Origin of the sequence: Nocardia sp. NPDC050718 (assembly GCF_040654235.1) — a bacterium.
In the GTDB taxonomy this organism is placed as follows: Bacteria; Actinomycetota; Actinomycetes; order Mycobacteriales; family Mycobacteriaceae; genus Nocardia.
Window position 1 is genome coordinate 415373 of sequence record NZ_JBFAHQ010000004.1, and the last position, 16556, is coordinate 431928.

18 protein-coding genes are annotated in these 16556 nt (G+C 70.5%); 8 read left to right on the top strand and 10 right to left on the bottom strand.

All coding sequences use genetic code 11. The annotated features are described in order from the left end of the window. Positions 1–72 precede the first annotated feature (72 nt). Entirely contained in the window at positions 73–1575 is a 1503-nt protein-coding gene (locus tag AB0H54_RS20940; RefSeq protein WP_357347553.1) for a PfkB family carbohydrate kinase, read from the bottom strand. 346 nt (positions 1576–1921) lie between these two features. On the opposite strand from AB0H54_RS20940, the gene AB0H54_RS20945 reads away from it, so the two are divergent. Beyond that, on the top strand, positions 1922–2308 hold the full coding sequence (locus tag AB0H54_RS20945) for a hypothetical protein (RefSeq protein ID WP_355272171.1): 387 nt from the start codon (positions 1922–1924) through the stop codon (positions 2306–2308). A gap of 4 nt (positions 2309–2312) precedes the next feature. On the opposite strand, the gene AB0H54_RS20950 is transcribed toward AB0H54_RS20945, so the two are convergent. Genes AB0H54_RS20950 through AB0H54_RS20960 form a run of 3 tightly spaced genes read right to left on the bottom strand, consistent with a single transcriptional unit; the run spans position 2313 to position 4665 of the window. Beyond that, positions 2313–3392: a quinone-dependent dihydroorotate dehydrogenase gene (locus tag AB0H54_RS20950; protein WP_357346982.1), complete on the bottom strand. Its 1080-nt coding sequence runs from the start codon at positions 3390–3392 to the stop codon at positions 2313–2315. Positions 3393–3400: 8 nt separating this feature from the next. Continuing rightward, a complete protein-coding gene (locus tag AB0H54_RS20955) occupies positions 3401–3646 on the bottom strand; it encodes a DUF5703 family protein (protein ID WP_355273027.1) in 246 nt (81 codons plus the stop codon). An 8-nt stretch (positions 3647–3654) separates the two neighbouring features. Then, positions 3655–4665 (bottom strand): hypothetical protein, encoded by a 1011-nt coding sequence (locus AB0H54_RS20960; RefSeq protein ID WP_357346984.1) that lies wholly within the window; start codon positions 4663–4665, stop codon positions 3655–3657. Between the two features lie 162 nt (positions 4666–4827). Here AB0H54_RS20960 and AB0H54_RS20965 point away from each other — a divergent pair, with 162 nt between their 5' ends. Genes AB0H54_RS20965 through AB0H54_RS20980 form a run of 4 tightly spaced genes read left to right on the top strand, consistent with a single transcriptional unit; the run spans position 4828 to position 8434 of the window. Continuing rightward, on the top strand, positions 4828–5184 hold the full coding sequence (locus AB0H54_RS20965; protein ID WP_357346986.1) for a hypothetical protein: 357 nt from the start codon (positions 4828–4830) through the stop codon (positions 5182–5184). A 6-nt stretch (positions 5185–5190) separates the two neighbouring features. Further along, complete coding sequence (locus AB0H54_RS20970; protein WP_357346988.1) at positions 5191–5724, top strand: hypothetical protein; 534 nt, start codon at positions 5191–5193, stop codon at positions 5722–5724. A 20-nt stretch (positions 5725–5744) separates the two neighbouring features. Continuing rightward, positions 5745–7823: an MMPL family transporter gene (locus AB0H54_RS20975; RefSeq protein WP_357346990.1), complete on the top strand. Its 2079-nt coding sequence runs from the start codon at positions 5745–5747 to the stop codon at positions 7821–7823. Continuing rightward, positions 7820–8434 (top strand): hypothetical protein, encoded by a 615-nt coding sequence (locus tag AB0H54_RS20980; protein WP_357346992.1) that lies wholly within the window; start codon positions 7820–7822, stop codon positions 8432–8434. The genes AB0H54_RS20975 and AB0H54_RS20980 overlap by 4 nt, the downstream gene beginning before the upstream one ends. Positions 8435–8487: 53 nt before the next feature. Here the strand turns inward: AB0H54_RS20980 and AB0H54_RS20985 are convergent, their stop codons facing one another. The 6 genes from AB0H54_RS20985 to AB0H54_RS21010 all read right to left on the bottom strand — a co-directional run bounded on the left by AB0H54_RS20985 (position 8488) and on the right by AB0H54_RS21010 (position 14003). Beyond that, positions 8488–9276, bottom strand: coding sequence for an SDR family oxidoreductase (locus AB0H54_RS20985; protein ID WP_357346993.1), 789 nt, complete (start codon positions 9274–9276; stop codon positions 8488–8490). 71 nt (positions 9277–9347) lie between these two features. Beyond that, a complete protein-coding gene (locus AB0H54_RS20990; RefSeq protein WP_357346995.1) occupies positions 9348–9923 on the bottom strand; it encodes a TetR/AcrR family transcriptional regulator in 576 nt (191 codons plus the stop codon). Positions 9924–9980: 57 nt separating this feature from the next. Beyond that, a complete protein-coding gene (locus AB0H54_RS20995) occupies positions 9981–10880 on the bottom strand; it encodes a heme ABC transporter ATP-binding protein (protein ID WP_357346997.1) in 900 nt (299 codons plus the stop codon). Further along, positions 10877–11998: an iron ABC transporter permease gene (locus AB0H54_RS21000; RefSeq protein ID WP_357346999.1), complete on the bottom strand. Its 1122-nt coding sequence runs from the start codon at positions 11996–11998 to the stop codon at positions 10877–10879. The genes AB0H54_RS20995 and AB0H54_RS21000 overlap by 4 nt, the downstream gene beginning before the upstream one ends. Further along, complete coding sequence (locus AB0H54_RS21005; RefSeq protein WP_357347001.1) at positions 11995–13008, bottom strand: ABC transporter substrate-binding protein; 1014 nt, start codon at positions 13006–13008, stop codon at positions 11995–11997. Before AB0H54_RS21005 ends, AB0H54_RS21000 begins: the two co-directional genes overlap by 4 nt. 17 nt (positions 13009–13025) lie before the next feature. Beyond that, on the bottom strand, positions 13026–14003 hold the full coding sequence (locus AB0H54_RS21010; protein WP_355272152.1) for an aldo/keto reductase: 978 nt from the start codon (positions 14001–14003) through the stop codon (positions 13026–13028). A gap of 229 nt (positions 14004–14232) precedes the next feature. Here AB0H54_RS21010 and AB0H54_RS21015 point away from each other — a divergent pair, with 229 nt between their 5' ends. Genes AB0H54_RS21015 through AB0H54_RS21025 form a run of 3 tightly spaced genes read left to right on the top strand, consistent with a single transcriptional unit; the run spans position 14233 to position 16554 of the window. Next, the gene (locus AB0H54_RS21015; RefSeq protein WP_357347003.1) at positions 14233–15174 is read left to right on the top strand and encodes an undecaprenyl-diphosphate phosphatase; all 942 of its coding nucleotides are present in this window, start codon (positions 14233–14235) and stop codon (positions 15172–15174) included. Positions 15175–15205: 31 nt separating this feature from the next. Further along, complete coding sequence (locus tag AB0H54_RS21020; RefSeq protein WP_357347005.1) at positions 15206–15916, top strand: histidine phosphatase family protein; 711 nt, start codon at positions 15206–15208, stop codon at positions 15914–15916. Between the two features lie 50 nt (positions 15917–15966). Continuing rightward, complete coding sequence (locus AB0H54_RS21025; protein ID WP_355272148.1) at positions 15967–16554, top strand: DUF3090 domain-containing protein; 588 nt, start codon at positions 15967–15969, stop codon at positions 16552–16554. The last annotated feature ends 2 nt before the right edge of the window (positions 16555–16556 follow it).

Sequence of the window (16556 nt, forward strand, 5' to 3'; positions counted from 1 at the left end):
AAAACCCGCTGCGTGGACGGTGTGTGGGCAAGGCAACGGCGCGACTCTACTCCGGCTGTGATGCCAGGCACATCAACCGGGGGTCACGCCGGTGTTACGGGTGGTCGCACCGCCGCGCGCGTAGAGGTGCATGATCCGGTCGACCTCGGTGACGTCGGGGAACACCGCCGACACCGCGCCCAGCTTCTGGGTGGGGATCATCGCCGCCGTCGCCCACACGAAATCGGCTGCGGTGAGCGCGTCTTCGGACTGCACCACCCGGTAGGCCAGGGCCGCCGCGAACGCCGCCGCGGCGCCGACCGCCGCCTTGAGGACCTGGGGGAAGTGGTCGACGACGATATCGTCGTCGTCGGAATACACGGTGCAGCCGAAGCCGTCCACCGCGCACACGGCCGATACCCCGAGGCCGCGCAGGCGCCGCGCGGTGTCCGCGGCCGAGTCGGTGTCGACCTCGGGCAGCAGCGCGTCGAGTTCGACGATGCTGCCGACGAGATAGTCGACGACGTCGAGATACATGTACAGCCCCTGCGGCACCGCGATACTCGGTGCGGCGCAGACGATGACCTGCGGGCGCTCGGGCAGCTCGCGGATGTAGGCGAGCACCTGCTCGATGATCGGCGCCGGTTGCTCGAAGGTCAGCACGACCACCGCCGACCCGGCCAGCGCTGCCCGGACTTCGGGCCGGTTGATGTCGTCGTCGAGCAGTTGCACGCGGGCGTCGCGGCAGGCGATCAGCCGCACCTCACCGCTGTGGTTCATGACCACCGCGGTCACCAGGGTCGAGGCCGCGGGCACCACCTTCACCAGGTCCCGGTTCACCTCGTAGTCGGCGAGCAGGTCGAGGATTCGTCTGCCGTTGGCGTCGTCGCCGACGGCCGCGACCAGCCGCACGTCGAGCCCGAGCAAGGCGGCGGCGACGGCGCGGTTGAGTCCCTTGCCGCCCGGCAGACCGGCGAAGGTGCCGTCGACGGGGGACTGCTTGGCCGGGAAGGTATCCACCCGGTAGAGATGGTCGATCACCGCGTCCCCGATCACGGTGACCGAACGACCCGTGGGCAACGACGTCGAGGTCGTGCCGGGCGGGGGACCGGCGGCCGTCACCGGACCGGCCGTGAGCAGGCCGGCGAGTGCGGTGAGCGCGGCCCGCTCGGCGGTGGTGCGCAAGCGTTTCACCGTGGGTGCCGCCGGGGTGTCGGACACGCCCAGCGCGGTGTGCAGGGGAATCCACTGCTGCGCCAGGTACTCGCGGCGGGCGCCGAGATTGGCGGCGTAGAGCAGGTCGGGGTCGATGTCGCCGTTCGGTGGTTCGCGGAGGAGGCCGAGAGCCAGCGTGGCATCGGCGATCAGCCGGTCGGCAGGGGGCAATTGCCGGGTCGTCTCCCGGAGCACCGGGAGCACCGCCTCCTCGCGGGAGACGCCTTCGCGCTGCGCGTAACCGGTCACCACCGGTAGTTCGAGGATCGGCGCCGCACCGATCTCGGTGTGCCGCAAACGTTCTGCGCTGAGACCGGAGAACTTGCCGAGCCGCGCGAGGATGCCGCGGACCAGGTCTGTTCGTGCGTCGTGCGGGAGCATCGGCACGCGTTCTGCCCTCCATGGTCGTGACGGCGGTGTTTGAACAACATCTTGTCGGGCAATTACCAATCTACAACGGCAATTGACCGCATAGAAGGGCAAATGCCACACTGGAATTGGCGATCCTTCGCCCACCGGACAACCCGGGAGGTCTGGTGCAGACGACATCCACCCCGAACCGATACCGGACGGTCGTCTGAATATCCGCGCGACGAGTTCACGGATCCACCGGCGAACTCAGGTGTGGTCGGCACCGCCGACGCACTCGCCGAACGCGCCACGTACGCGTTCCGCATCCCAGGAACCGGGAGCTCGCACGGCTCCCCTCGTGGAATCGGAGTATCCGATGACCATTCACATCACACCGGACGACATGCGCAGCACCCGCAGCCCCGAATACGCCGAGCGGGTGGGAACGGACCCCGAGGTCTGGCGGTTGACCTGGCTGCCGGAACGCCGGCTCAGCCGTGACCAGGCCTACGCGGGCATGGAACTCGACGAACTGATCAGCGACCTCACCGCCGCGCACGACCGGCTCGCGCACGCGCAGATCAACGCGCTGGCCGACACCGTGGGCATCGTGTGGGAGCAGGCGATCATCCGGCTCTACAAGCGGATGCTGGCTCGCTTCGACGATCCCGACGAAGCAGCACCGCGCCCGCCGCTGACCAGGCCGCGCACCGCGACGCACCTGTTCGGGCACGGCGGTACGCGGCAGGTCAACTACGGATAGATCCTCAGGCCGAGGGCGTGCGGTGCTCGGCGCCGACCGCGTCGGCCAGCGAGCGGAAACCACCGGCGCGCAGGTTGGCGGCGATGCCGCGGTGGATCCGGGTGGTCCAGAACGGGCCGCCGTAGATGAAGCCGGTGTAGCCCTGCAGCAGGGTGGCGCCGGCGAGGATGCGGGCCCAGGCCTGCTCGGGGGTTTCGATGCCGCCGACCGAGATCAGGACCAGCTGGTCGCCGACGCGCGCGTAGAGGCGGCGCAGGACGTCCAGGGACCGCTCGGCGACCGGGGCACCGGACAGGCCGCCCGCGCCCATCGCCTCGACCTCGGCGGCGGGGGTGGCCAGGCCGTCGCGGCGGATGGTGGTGTTGGTGGCGACGATGCCGGCCAGGCCCAGCTCGATGGCGAGGTCGGCGACGGCGTCGATGTCGTCGTCGGACAGGTCGGGGGCGATCTTCACCAGCACCGGGACGCTGACGCTGTCCAGCACGGCCTGCAGGATCGGGCGCAGCGACTCGACCGCCTGCAGGTCACGCAGGCCGGGAGTGTTGGGGGAGGACACGTTGACGACCACGAAATCGGCCAGCGGGCCGAGCAACCGGGCACTGGTGGCGTAATCGCCCGCGGCGGCCTCGGGTTCGGTGACCTTCGTCTTGCCGATATTCGCGCCGATCGGGACCGTGGGGCGCGCGTCGTGCAGGCGGGCGGCGGCCGCGGCGGCACCGTGGTTGTTGAAACCCATCCGGTTGATCAGGCCGTGGTCGGCGGGCAGCCGGAACAGTCGCGGCGCCGGGTTGCCCGGCTGCGCGTGCGCGGTGACGGTGCCGATCTCGGCGAACCCGAACCCGAGCGAACCCCAGGTGTTCGCGCCGTCGGCGTTCTTGTCGAAGCCGGCGGCCAGCCCGAGCGGCGCGGCGAAGTCGACACCGAAGGCGGTGGTCGCCAGGATCGGGTCCTCGACGACGGTCAGCCTGCGCGCGAGCCAGCGGGTCGGCGGGAACCAGGTGGCGAACCGCAGCGCGGAGAACACCAGGTGGTGCACCCGCTCCGGCGGGATCAGGAACATCAGGCGTAGTAGCAGGGCGTACATGGGTCGGCTCACATTCCGGGCTCGGGCACAGGCAGGACGGCATTCTTGCGGCGGCGCAACAACACCCGGCGGCTGCCGTCGGTGTAGGCGCGCACGCGCGACAACTCCCAGCCACCGAATTCGGCCTGGATGGCCAGCCGCATCGAGGCGGTGACCCGGGTGACCTCCGGTGGCAGACGCAGGGGCACGTATTCGTAGTCGTCGTTGCTGGTTTCCCAGCTCGGCGGGATCGCCGAGCGTCCACCGCGAGATATGGCCGCCATCACTGCCCTCTCTTCCGCTCGTCCGCGCCGATCCGCTGCAGACCGTCGCCCGCGGCCGAGGCCACGAACAGGTCGCCGGTGCGGGGGTCGACGGTCACCGCGTCGGGCTGGCGCAGGGTCGGGAACCGCCCCACCTCGACACCGATCCCGGTCGACAGGTCGTAACCGACGACCTCGTTGCTCTGCGTGCAGGTCACCCACACCGTGCTGGACCGCGGATCGTAGGCGAGCGCGTAAGGCGATGATGCTACCGGGAAACGCTGACGGAGCACGAGCGGACCGGCCGAGTAGACCAGCAGTTCGCCGCCCGCGGTGTCGGTGACGATGATCCGTCCCTCCGGGTCGGCGATCGCGTTGGCCGCGCCGTCGCCTGCCCGCAGCATCAGCCCGAGCGCGTCGTCGCGCACGCTGACGACGGCGGTCTGCTTGCGGTCGAGGACGGTGATGTTCTCGCCGGTCAGGGCGATCGCGTCGGCCGAGACCAGGCCGGTGACGGTGCGCGCGACGCTGCCGTCGGGCCGCAGTTCGACGATCTTGCCTCCGGCGGTGCCGACCACCAGGTTGCCGTCGGTGCGAATTTGCACGCTGTGCACGTCACCATCGACGGGAACCTCGGTGACGGCGCCCGCGGCCACATCCACCCGCAGTACCCGGCCCTGCGCGGCGACGAGCACTTCCCCCGGCGTGCCCTGGGCGAGCGCGGCACCCGCGGCGGGCAGGGTGACGGTCCGCGCGGTGGCGGGCGCGGCAGGGTCGATCAGCGACAGCGTGGTGCCCGCGGTGTCGAGCGCCGCGAGGCGTCCGGTCTCGCGTTCGGCCAGCAGGGCTTTCGTCGCGGCGGCGGGGACGACCTGCCCCGCCGGGGTGGTAGCCGTGGCGGGGGAGACGGCCGCGGTGGCGGGTTCCCTGGTCGGCACGTCCGGGGCGCCGTCCTCACCGGCACAACCGGTCAGCAATACCAGTGCCGCCGCGCCGACCAGCGCTGAGGCGACCGAGCCGCGAGGGCGCATGCACCGAACTCCTAATCTCACGAGGTGACCGCTGATCACCATCTGACCATGATGACTCACCGGTAGCTCCGACCGGGTGGCGCGCGTCGGGCCTGTCGGTGGCGGGGGCTACTGTTGACGTGTCGACAATCCGTTACCGGCGAACGGCAGGAGATCAGCGCGATGACCGACCGGACAACCGCGGGTTTCGGCATCGATGACATCTCCGTCGGCCCCTTCGCTCACGGCTTCGGTACCACCGACGACGGCCGCCCCTTCACCTTCCGTACCCGCCGCGCCACCCTCACGGTGCAGATCTACCGCCCCGACCTGGGCGAAGCTGTGCCGGGCGCCGACGACGTGGTCGCCACCGCGCAGGCTCAGGTCACCGATATCGACCTCGGCGACGAGCGCAGTGTCGCCGCGTTCGTGCGCGACCTGATCCACGACGCGATCCCGGTCCCGACCGCCGTACCGCGGGACACCACGACCGTGCGGAGCATCCTGGGCCGGATCAGCGCGGTCATTGATGGTATGTAGATGGTGATGTCTTCCACATTTTTCGCCAGGGCCGCTGCGGCCACCGCCTGCCTCACGGCCCTCGTCGCCCTCACCGCCTGCGGTGGCGGCACCGACGAGGCCTCGGTCGACGCCGCACGGTCCTCGGCCAACGCCTCCCTGTCCTCCTCCATCTCGGTGTCGTCGAGCAAGGCCAACGTGCCGCTGCCGACCGCCGCGGAACTCGACGCGCAGATCAAGCGCGCGCTCGATCCGAACCTGCCCGATGTCGAACGCACCGACCTGATCGAGGACGGCGCCGCGTTCAAGGATGCGATCCCGGACATGTACAAGGCGCTGCGGGACAATCCGCACGCGGTGTACGGCGTGGTCGACCCGGTCTTCGACAATCGTGATGGCACCCTGACCGCCACCATGCGCCTGGACAAGGACGGTTCGGGCACCAATATCCGCACCACCATCGTGCATTTCGTGCTGCTCGACGGGAAGTGGAAGATCTCGCGCACCGATCTGTGCGGCATCCTGCGCTCGGCCGACTACCGCACCGCCGCCTGCGGCTGACGATGCGGGAATCGCGTTCGATGCGGTGGGGACGGTTCGTCCACCGCCACCGCTACCTGGTGCTCGGAGTGTTCGTCCTGACGGTGCTGATCTCGGGCTGGTACGGCCGCGACATGGCCGGCCGCTACACCCAGGAGGGTTGGTTCGACGAGTCCAGCGAGTCGGTGGCGGCCTCGAAGCTCGCCGACGACATCTTCGGCCGTGACACCGACGGCGACCTGATCGTCATCTACACCGCGCCGCCGGGCACCACCGTCGACGATCCGCAGGTGCGCGGCCCCGTCGTCGCCGCGCTGGCCGACCTGCGCGAACGCTACGGCGAACGCATCCACAAGATCGACAGCTACTGGGACTCACCGTTCTCGGCGAACGCCTCCGATCCCACCAAGCAGCACGCGTTCGCCAGCATCGGCCTGGCCGGTGGCGGCGGTACGGCGACGGTCGAGAACTACCTGGCCCTGAAACCCCATCTGAACGCCGATGTTCCCGGGGCGGGGCCGGGCGGGACGACCGTGCAGCTGGCGGGGCTGCAGCCGGTGGTCGAGGGCATCAATATCGGGATGCAGCACGACATCCGGCGCGCGGAGCTCATCGCGCTGCCGATCGTGGCGATCCTGCTGTACTTCGTGTTCGGCGGCGTGATCGGGGCCCTGCTGCCGGTGATGATCGGCGGGCTCACCGTTCTTGGCACCTCCGGCATCCTGCGCTTCCTGACCGCCCATATCGAGGTCAACGTGTTCGCCAGCGCGGTGATGACGCTGGTCAGCCTCGGTCTGGCGATCGACTACGGGCTCTTCACCGTCACCCGGTTCCGGGAGGAGCTGGCGGCGGGGCGCAGCGTGGAGGAGGCGACCGCGCGCACCGTCGCGACCGCGGGGCGCACCGTGCTGTTCTCGGCCGCGATCATCGCCATCAGTCTCGGCGCGCTGTTCATCTTCCCCAACGGCGTGCTGCGATCGGTGCCCTACGGCGGTATCTCCGCGGTCATGCTGGCCGCGCTGCTGTCGGTGACGGCCCTGCCCGCCGCGTTGAGCATCGCGGGCAGGCGCATCGACTTCTTGGGCTGGAAGCGGTTCTCCCGCAGCAAGACCGAGGCCGAGATCGATGCCGGGTTCTTCTCCCGGCTGGCTCAGTGGGCGATGCGGCGGCCGTGGGCGGTCGTCATCCCGATCGTGCTCGGGCTGCTCGCGCTGAGTATTCCGCTGCGGCACATCGAGTTCGGTGGGATCAGCGAGAAGTACCTGGCCGCGGACAATCCGGCGCGCGTCGCGCAGGAGGACTTCGACCGCCTGTTTCCCGGGTTCCGCACCGAACCGCTGAAGTTGGTCGTGGTGAACGCGACACCCCAGCAGCTCAGCGACATCCGGTACGAGGCCAATCAGGTCCCCGGGCTGACCGGCAGGTTCGAGCCCGCCGCGCCGACGAAGGACGGCGTCAACGTGCTCTCGGCCGGGCTGGGCGACAAACGCGACGCCGACCAGGTGATCGACACCCTGCGGGCCCTGCCCGAACCACCGGGCGTGCAGATCATGGTCGCCGGCATCCCGGCGCTGGAACGCGACAGCATCAACGGCCTGATCGACGGGCTGCCACTGCTGCTGGCGATCCTGATGGCCGCGGCCCTGGCGATGATGATCATCGCGTTCCGGTCGGTGATCCTGGCGGTCAAGGCCGTCGCGATGAGCGCGCTCAGCCTGGTCTCCACGCTGGGCGTGCTGACCTGGATCTTCGTGGAGGGGCACGGGGCTGCGACCTTCCAGTTCACCCCCGGTCCGCTGATGTTCGCGGTGGTGGCGCTGATCGTCACGGTGATCTTCGGCCTGTCGACCGACTACGAGGTGTTCCTGCTGTCCCGGATCGCGGAGAAACGGGCCTCGGGCGCCGACGCGCCGGAATCCATCCGCTACGGGGTCGCCCACACCGGTGGCGTCATCACCTCGGCGGCCGCGATCCTCATCGTCGTCACCGGCGCCTTCGGCTTCTCCGACCTGGTCCTGATGAAATACATCGCCTACGGCATGATCGTGGCCCTCGTCATCGACGCGACGATCATCCGCATGGTCCTCACCCCCGCCCTCCTCAAGATCATCTGGCGGTGACCACGGGCGCACTCCCGCATGTCCTGGGCACCGATACCGCCCGTGCGCCTCTCGTGCTGCTCCACGGCTCGGACGGCACCGAATCCGATCTGCTGCCGGTAGCTGGGGAGGTATCGCCCGGCGCACCGGGAGTGGGTATCCGGGGAGCGGTCGCCACGGACGGCGGGTACGCGTTCTTCCGCCGCTGTCCGGACCGCCGGGTGGACGAAGCCGATCTGGACGCCCGAACGCCGGTGCTCGCGGAGTTCATCGAACATTCGTGTGCCCGACTGGAGCTCACCCGGCGGCCGGTGGCGATCGGGTTCTCCAACGGCGCGATCATGGCCGCGGCGCTGCTGATGGACCATCCCGGGCTACTCGCGGGGGCGATCCTGTTGCGGCCGCTGTCGCCCTTCACCGACGATGCCCGCTACCGGTCGGACCGTACTCCGGTGCTGATCGTCGACGGCGCGGACGACGATCGCCGATCAGCGGGCGACGGTGGGCGATTGGCGGAACGGCTGCGCCGCGTCGGCGCGCCGGTGACCCATCGTGTGCTGCCTGTCGGACACGCTGTCACCGCCGCGGACATCGCCATAGCGAGCGAATGGCTTCGGGTGCGCGAGCTGTGACGCCGAGGTCCGACGGCAGGTCCGGTGTGGTCGGGCCTGCCGCCGGGTGTCGGTTATGTGGTCTTGATGATGCCGCCGTCGATGACGAGGTCGGCGCCGACGATGTTGGCGGCCTTGCCGGAGGCGGCGAAGGCGATCAGGGCGGCTACTTCCTCGGGTTCGGTGATGCGGCGTGAGGCGATGTCGAACTGGGTGGGGAGTGCGTCGAGGAATTGTTCCTGGGAGATGCCCTGGGCGGAGGCGAGTTTGGCGCCGATGCGGTGTTCGTCGCGCCAGATGCGGGTGCCGACGGGGCCGGGGGAGATGGTGTTGACGCGCACGCCCTGGGGGCCGAACTCTTCGCTGAGGCGCTTGCCGAACGACGCCAGGGCTGCCTTGGCCTCGCTGTAGCCGACCGGGCCCGAGCCGGGGACGTGGGCGTTGATCGAGGACACGTTGATGATGGAGCCGCGCCGCTCGAGGAGACTGGGCAGGGCGGCGCGGGTGGTCCAGATCGCGCTGAAGAGGTTCAGGTCCAGGTAGTGGCGCCACTGCTCGTCGGTGCTGGTGAGGAAGCCGTCGAGGTCGAGCCACTCCGGGTCGCCGCCGCCGACGTTGTTGACCAGGATGTCGATGCCGCCGACTGCCTCGAGGGCGGCATCGATGACCGAGACCGCGCCGTCGCGGGTACTGAGGTCGGCGGAAACGGTGGCGGCCGAGACCTTGTCGAGTTCCGGGGTGATGGTGCGGGCCGCGCCGACGACCCGGACGCCGGCCTCGGCGAAGGCTTCGGCGACGGCGAGGCCGATGCCGCGGGAGGCGCCGGTGACGACGGCGGTCTTGCCGGTGAGTGCGAGATCCATGGAGATACCTTTCTTGAACTACAGGTCAAATATTCGGGCAGTCGGAAGCCGCTCGATGGCGGGGTGGGAAGTCAGAGGACGGTCAGCGCGACGTCGACGAGGCGGTAGAGCTCGGGGGTGTCGTTGGTCTTGGCCATAATGCGCAGGCCGGCGCTGGTGGTGAACAGCAGCGCGGCGATCGCGGCCGGGTCGACGGTGGCGTCGACATCGCCGTCGCGGCGCCCCTGATCGATGCGGGCGGTCAACGCCGCGACGATGCGGCGCTCGATCCCCCGCAGGGTCGCGACGATCGCGGGGTCGCGGTCACCGAACTCGGCGGCGGTATTGACCGCCAGGCAGCCGCGCCGCAGGGGTGTGGTGAAGTCGAGGTCCACGGCGGCACGGAGGTAGGCGCGCAGGCAGTCGCGAGTGGAACCCGGCCGGGACATGTAGTCCTCGGCCATGGCGACACCGTTGCGGCCGTAGCGTTCGAGCGCTTGCTCGAACAGGGCGCGCTTGCTGCCGAAAGTGTTGTAGAGACTGCCTTTTCCGATGCCGGTGGCATCGGCGAGCTGAGCGGGCGAGGTGTTGGCGTAGCCGTAGGACCAGAACTGGTCCATGGCGCGATCGATCACCGTGTCGGCGTCGAAGTTGCGTGGCCTGGCCATGATTCGACCGTATCTGTTCTAGACCTCTGGGTCAATAACTGGATTCGAGCAACCGGATCAGGCGTGGCCGCGCTCGGGGAGCACGAGTTGCGCCCCGGTGACCGGATGGTCGAAGACGTCGACGGGGTGGCGGTAGACCTCGGTGAGCAGGTCGGGGGTCAGGACGGTGCGGGGCGGGCCGTCGGCGGCGACGCGGCCGGCGTCGAGGACAGTGACCCGGTCGGCGTAGGCGGCGGCGACACCGAGATCGTGCACGACGACGACCACGGCCGTGCCCTCGGCGGCGCGGGTCGCGGCCAGGCGCAGGACGGCTTCCTGGTGGCCGAGGTCCAGTGCGGCGGTGGGCTCGTCGAGCAGGAGGGTGGCAGTGTCCTGGGCGAGGACGCGGGCCAGGGCGACCCTGGCGCGTTCACCGCCGGACAGGGACGGGAAGATCCGCTCGGCCAGATGGGTGACGTCGGTGGCGGCCAGCGCGGCGGCGATCAGCTCGTCGTCGTGGTCGGCGGCGGGGGTGTGCAACCAGGGTGCGCGGCCCATCGCGACGACTTCGCGCGCGGTGAACGGAAAGCCGACGGCGTGGGACTGCGGCAGCACCGCGCGGCGGCGCGCCATGTCGGCGGGGGTCCAGTGCGAGAGCGCGTGGCCTTCGAGTTTCACGGTGCCGGAACCGGGTTCGAGTTCCCCGGCGAGCGCGGCGAGCAGGCTCGACTTGCCCGCCCCGTTCGGGCCGACCAGGGCGACGATCTCACCGGCCGCCACCTGGAAGTCGACGTCCTCGAGCACGGTCCGGCTGCCCCGGCGCACGGTCAGGCCGACCGCGCGCAACGTCACGGTGCCGGGTTCCGGCCGCTGCGGGACATCGGGTGTCCTGGTGAACAGGCCGCGCCACGATCGGGTGCGTCGCGGCGGCGTGACGGGCGGGGCGAGCGCCGGATCGTGGGGTCGGATGTCGGTCATCCCCAGCCTCCCGCGCGGGCCCTGGTGCGGCGCAGCAGCCAGAAGAAGAACGGACCGCCGATGAGCGAGGTCAGCATGCCCAGCGGCAGATCGGCATTGTCGACGAGGGTGCGCGCGACGACGTCGGCGCCGAGCAGGATCACCGCGCCCACGATCGCGCTCAGCGGCACCAGCACCCGATGGCCCGGCCCGACCAGCATGCGCACGACGTGCGGCACGATCAGCCCGACGAACAGGATGATGCCGCTGAACGCCACACCCGCGGCGGTCAGCACGGCCACCACCACGATGACCTGTCTGCGCAGCCGTTCGACGTCGACACCGAGGTGCCGGGCGGCCGAATCACCGAGGGCGAGCAGATCCAGGCGCGGCGCGATCAGGACGGCAGCGAGGATCCCGACCGAGGCGAGCACCGCCACGATCGCCACCGACTGCCAGGTGGCGCCGTTGAGGCTGCCCAGCTGCCAGAAGACGATCTGGTCGCGCGCGGCGGGCGTGGCCACGAACAGCAGCAGCGCGATCAGACCGCCCGCGAACGCGTTGATCGCGACACCGGTCAGGATCAGTGTCACGACCTCGGTGCGCCCGCCCGACCGCGACAGCAGGTACACGAGCACGGTGGTGAGTAGTCCGGCGACGAACGCGGCCGCGGCCACCGACCAGGCCGCGACGAACGCGCCGCCGACCACGATGACCGTGCCCGCCCCGACCGCCGCGCCCGCCGACACCCCGATCACGCCGGGTTCGGCGAGCGGGTTGGCGAACACGCCCTGCAGCAACGCCCCCGCCGTCGCCAGCGAGGCCCCGACCAGGATCGCCAGCGCCACCCGCGGGAACCGCACCTCCCACAGCGTCACCTCGCCCGCCGGATGGGCGGGCAGCGGGCCGATGTCGAGGCCGATCCGGTGCGCGACGCTGCCCAGCACCTCGGCCGCGGTCGTCGGCACCTGCCCCAGCACCGCCGAGACCAGCGCCAGCACGACCAAGGCGAGCAGCGCGACGGCGAAGACGACGGCCACCCGGGTGGTCCGGTGCCGGGGGTGCGGCAGCGGGTCCGGCGTCGCGTCGTCGATCCGCGGGGCGTTCGCGGATCTCGTCAGGTCCGGGGCATCGCTCATGCCGGCTTGCCGTAGACGGCGTCGGCCAGGGCGGTGATGACGCGGCCGGTGTTGGGGCCGAAGCTGAGCACCACCGCGTCGGCCATGTCGACCACCCGGTGATTGCGACCGGCCGGGGTCTGGGCGATGCCGGGCACCTTCACCAGTCCGTCGACCCCGCCGACGGATTTCAGCCCGTCCGACATGACCAGCAGCACGTCCGGTGCCGCGGCGATCATCGCCTCGCTGGTGATGGCGGTGAACGGTTCCTTCACCCCGGACGCCGTGCCCGCGTCGATCCCGCCGATGGCGGTGACCAGCGAATCCGCGCCAGAGCCGGGTCCCGCGATCATGGTGATCGCGCTGCTGCGCAGGTAGAGGAAGGCGATCTTGGGCTGCGGGTCCTGCTTCGGTACGCGGGCCGTGGCGGCGGCGATCTCGTCGCGGGTGCGCTGCCCGAGTGCGGTCCCCGCCTCCAGCACGCCGAGCGCGGCGGCGACCGCCTCGATCTGCGGGACCACGCCGTCCATGGTGCGGTCCGGGTCGAAGTAGACGACGTTCACGCCCGCCGCGCGCAGCTGTTCGCGGACCGCGGGGGCGGCGCTGGTGGTGTCGGTGAGGAACACCGACGGGCGCAGCGCGAGCACGGCCTCGACGCTCAGGCTGCCGTTGCCGCCAGCCACGTTCGGCACGGTCGCGACGGCGGGGAAGGACGCGGAGGTGCTGCGGCCGACGAGATTCGCGCCGAGCCCGAGCGCGTACACGGTCTGGGCGAGGGTGCCGTAGCGGTCGACGGCGATGATGCGCGAGGTGTCGGTGACAGTCACCTCGGTGCCGTCGAAGGACCGCGCGGTCACCGGCAGCCGCGGTGTGGGCGCGGTGCCGATCGGGACCGGGTCGAGGTCGGTCAGCTGGGCGGTCACGGGACCGCCGGTGGTGGCAGTCGATGCGGTGTTGCCGCCTGTGCAGGCGACGGCGCCGGTCAGCACCGTCGCCGCGAGCATCGCCGTCAGCACACCACGCAGTCTCATGCAGGTAAGGCTAGCCATCATTCGGAACGGGCGCTCACATCGTCCAGGGCCGCCGCGATCGCGCGCGGCAACTCGAGGGTCTCGGCGGCCAGCACGCCGGTGAGCTGACCGATGTCACGGGCACCGACGATCATGCTCGCGATGCCGGGCCGGTCCCTGATCCAGGCCAGGGCCACCGCCAGCGGCGAGGTACCGAGGCCGTCGGCCGCGGTGACCAGCGCGTCCACCACGCGCGTCGCGCGCTCGTCGTCGAGCCTGCGCCGGATCTCGGCGGCGGTCGCCTCGTCCGCGCCTCGCGAATCCGCGGGCACGCCGTCGCGGTACTTGCCGGTCAGAATGCCCCCGGCCAGCGGGGCCGAGGCGATGATGCCGACCCCGTGGTGGCGGGCGGCCGGGATCACATCGGACTCGGTGCCTCGCGCCAGCAGCGAGTACGGCGTCTGCGCCGCGGTGATCGGTGCGATCGCCGCCAGACTGGCCAGCTGCCAGGCCGCGAAGCCGCGGACCCCGGCATACCGGGTGCGGCCGGTGCGGACCGCGGTCTCCAGGGTCGCCGCGACCTCGTCGAGCGGGGTGTAGGGATCCCAGGCGGCGATGCTCCAGATGTCGAGGTGGTCGGTGCCGAGCTCGCGCAGCGTGCGGTCGAGCTGGGCGAGCAGGGTCCGCCGCGACGCGTCGACCACCGGGCCGGTCGCCGCCGGAGCGGGCACGGAATCACCGACCCCGGCACCGGGCGCGTGCAGTACGACCCCCGCGCTGCCGCTGAGCACCAGCTCGTCGCGGGCGACGAGGTCGCCGAGCAGATCGGCCAGGATCCGCTGTGCCGCGCCGTTGCCGTAGACCGGGGAGGTGTCGACGAGCGTGCCACCGGCCTCGGTGAACGCCGCCAGCTGCACGGACGCCTCGTCGGCGTCGGTATGGGTCCCCCAGGTATGGGTCGCCAACCCGATCCGCGACACCCGGAGGCCGCTGCGTCCCACCGTTCGCTGTTCCATCACCGCGCCCGCGTTTTCGTCACGGCGACCAGCCTAATGGGCGGCTCCCCGCCGTCTTCGCCGACGACCCGTGGCGTCGCGCACTCTCAGCAGATCCCTAGGTGGGCGGGCGGCACCGGTGCGGCCGGGCGGGTAGGGTCGCTGCGGGATCGCGGCCCCACCCGGCCGCACGTGAAGCAAAAGCCCAGGAGGACGCGGTCTTTCGGGCGCGAGTAAGCAGGAGGACACGGTGGGCGAGTCGATGACCTGGGTACAGGCATTGGTACTCGGGCTGGTGCAGGGACTCACCGAGTTCCTGCCGGTCTCGTCGTCGGCGCACCTGCGCATCGTCTCGGGCGTGTTCTTCGGCGACGACGCCGGCGCCTCGTTCACCGCCGTCACCCAGCTCGGCACCGAGGCCGCGGTCCTGGTGTACTTCGCCAAGGACATCTGGCGGATCATCGTCGCCTGGTTCACCACCCTCGGCATGCGGCTGCGCGAACGATCCCAGCGCGAGGTCGCGGTCGCCGACCGGGTCACCACCCGGCTGCCGGTGATGGATCGCAGCGCCCGCGACGCCTACGAACGCGACACCCAGCGCGAACTCGACTACCGCGTCGGCTGGTACGTGATCATCGCCACCATCCCGATCGGCGTGCTCGGGTTCCTGTTCAAGGACGAGATCCGCACCGGTGCCCGCAACCTGTGGCTGGTGTCGTTCATGCTGATCGCGTTCGCGCTGGTGATCGCCGCCGGTGAGCACTTCGGCAGCAAGACCCGCCCGATCGAGCAGCTGACCACCCGCGACGGCCTGGTCATGGGCCTGGCGCAGTGCCTGGCGCTGGTCCCCGGCGTCTCGCGCTCCGGCGCCACCTCCACCGCCGGCCTGTTCCTCGGCCTGCAGCGTGAAGCGGCCGTCCGGTTCTCGTTCCTGCTCGCCATCCCCGCCGTCACCGCCTCGGGCCTGTTCAGCCTCCCGGACGCGTTCGAACCCGCCGGAGAGGGCCTCAACGCGAGCGGCCCGCAGCTGCTGGTCGCGACGATCCTGGCGTTCGTCGTCGGCTACGCCTCGGTGGCCTGGTTGCTGAAGTTCGTCGGCAAGCACTCGTTCTACTGGTTCGTCGGGTACCGGATCATCCTCGGCCTGGTCGTGATGGGTCTGCTCGCCGCGGGCGTCGTCTCGGCGACCTGAGCCGCCGGGCACTGATGGTTAGGCTGGTCCCATGACGGTGATCCTGCTCCGGCACGGAGTGTCCACGTCGAACACCGCGCGGACCCTGGCCGGTCGCACTCCCGGTGTCGAACTCACCGACCGCGGTACCGAGCAGGCCGCCGCGGTCGCCGACCGGCTGGCGACGCTGCCGATCGAACACATCGCGAGCTCACCGTTGTTGCGTTGTCAGCGCACGGTCGCCCCGCTCGCCGAGAAACTCGGCCTCGAACCCGAGCACGACGAACGGCTCATCGAGGTCGACTACGGCGAGTGGACCGGCCGTCCGCTGGCCGAACTGCTCACCGAACCGCTCTGGAAGGTCGTGCAGCGGCACGCCTCCGGCGCGGTGTTCCCCGGTGGGGAGGGCCTGGCCCAGGTCCAGCAGCGTGCGGTCGCCGCGATCCGCGACACCGAACGCCGGCTGTCCGAGCAGGCCGGCCGTGACGTGCTGTGGGTGGCCTGCGCGCACGGCGACATCATCAAATCGATCCTGGCCGACGCACTCGGCCTGCATCTGGACAGTTTTCAGCGGATCGCGGTGGAACCCGCCTCGATCAGCGTCGTCCGGTACAGCCCGGTCGGGCCGTCGGTGTGGAAGTTCAACGACACCGGCGCCGACCTGTCCGCCCTCGCCGTCACCGCCCCGCCGACTCCCGGTGGAGAGGTGAGCAATGGCGCGGGCGCGGATAATGGGAATGCGGGACACCGCGATTCTCCTTAGAGGGAGGGTGTTCGTGAGTGTCGAACAGGGTCACGTATCAGGAGGTGCATGTGTCACGCGCAATCCATGTATTCCGCACCCCCGATCGTTTCGTCGCCGGTACCGTCGGTGAGCCGGGCGATCGTTCGTTCTACCTGCAGGCCGTGCAGGAACCGCGCGTGGTCAGCGTGCTGCTGGAGAAGCAGCAGGTGAAGGTGCTCGCCGACCGGATGGGACTGCTGCTCGACGAGGTGGCCCGCCGCTTCGGCGCCGAGGTCCCGCCGCAGGGCGAGGACGTGCGCGATGTCGCGCCGCTGGTGACCCCGATCGACACCGAGTTCCGGGTCGGCACCATGGGTCTGGGCTGGGACGCCGACGCGGGTGCCGTGGTGGTGGAACTGCTGGCGATCACCGAGACCGAGGTCGACGAATCGGTGGTGCTCGACGACACCGAGGAGGGCCCCGACGCCGTGCGGGTGTTCCTGACCCCGATCCAGGCCCGCGAGTTCGCGTTGCGCTCGGCGCGGGTGATCGCGGCGGGCAGGCCGCCGTGCCCGCTGTGCGGTGAACCGCTTTCCGCGCGTGGGCACATGTGTGTGCGCACCAACGGCTACAAGCGGGGCGAGATCTTCGGCGCGGCCGAGCTCGAAGAGGAGTGATC

Excerpts from the sequence above, each read along its gene's own strand:
- AB0H54_RS20940 (WP_357347553.1), bottom strand. The coding sequence starts at position 1,575 with ATGCTCCCGCACGACGCACGAACAGACCTGGTCCGCGGCATCCTCGCG.
- AB0H54_RS20945 (WP_355272171.1), top strand. The coding sequence starts at position 1,922 with ATGACCATTCACATCACACCGGACGACATGCGCAGCACCCGCAGCCCC.
- AB0H54_RS20950 (WP_357346982.1), bottom strand. The coding sequence starts at position 3,392 with ATGTACGCCCTGCTACTACGCCTGATGTTCCTGATCCCGCCGGAGCGG.
- AB0H54_RS20960 (WP_357346984.1), bottom strand. The coding sequence starts at position 4,665 with ATGCGCCCTCGCGGCTCGGTCGCCTCAGCGCTGGTCGGCGCGGCGGCA.
- AB0H54_RS20965 (WP_357346986.1), top strand. The coding sequence starts at position 4,828 with ATGACCGACCGGACAACCGCGGGTTTCGGCATCGATGACATCTCCGTC.
- AB0H54_RS20970 (WP_357346988.1), top strand. The coding sequence starts at position 5,191 with ATGTCTTCCACATTTTTCGCCAGGGCCGCTGCGGCCACCGCCTGCCTC.
- AB0H54_RS20975 (WP_357346990.1), top strand. The coding sequence starts at position 5,745 with ATGCGGTGGGGACGGTTCGTCCACCGCCACCGCTACCTGGTGCTCGGA.
- AB0H54_RS20985 (WP_357346993.1), bottom strand. The coding sequence starts at position 9,276 with ATGGATCTCGCACTCACCGGCAAGACCGCCGTCGTCACCGGCGCCTCC.
- AB0H54_RS20990 (WP_357346995.1), bottom strand. The coding sequence starts at position 9,923 with ATGGCCAGGCCACGCAACTTCGACGCCGACACGGTGATCGATCGCGCC.
- AB0H54_RS20995 (WP_357346997.1), bottom strand. The coding sequence starts at position 10,880 with ATGACCGACATCCGACCCCACGATCCGGCGCTCGCCCCGCCCGTCACG.
- AB0H54_RS21000 (WP_357346999.1), bottom strand. The coding sequence starts at position 11,998 with ATGAGCGATGCCCCGGACCTGACGAGATCCGCGAACGCCCCGCGGATC.
- AB0H54_RS21005 (WP_357347001.1), bottom strand. The coding sequence starts at position 13,008 with ATGAGACTGCGTGGTGTGCTGACGGCGATGCTCGCGGCGACGGTGCTG.
- AB0H54_RS21010 (WP_355272152.1), bottom strand. The coding sequence starts at position 14,003 with ATGGAACAGCGAACGGTGGGACGCAGCGGCCTCCGGGTGTCGCGGATC.
- AB0H54_RS21020 (WP_357347005.1), top strand. The coding sequence starts at position 15,206 with ATGACGGTGATCCTGCTCCGGCACGGAGTGTCCACGTCGAACACCGCG.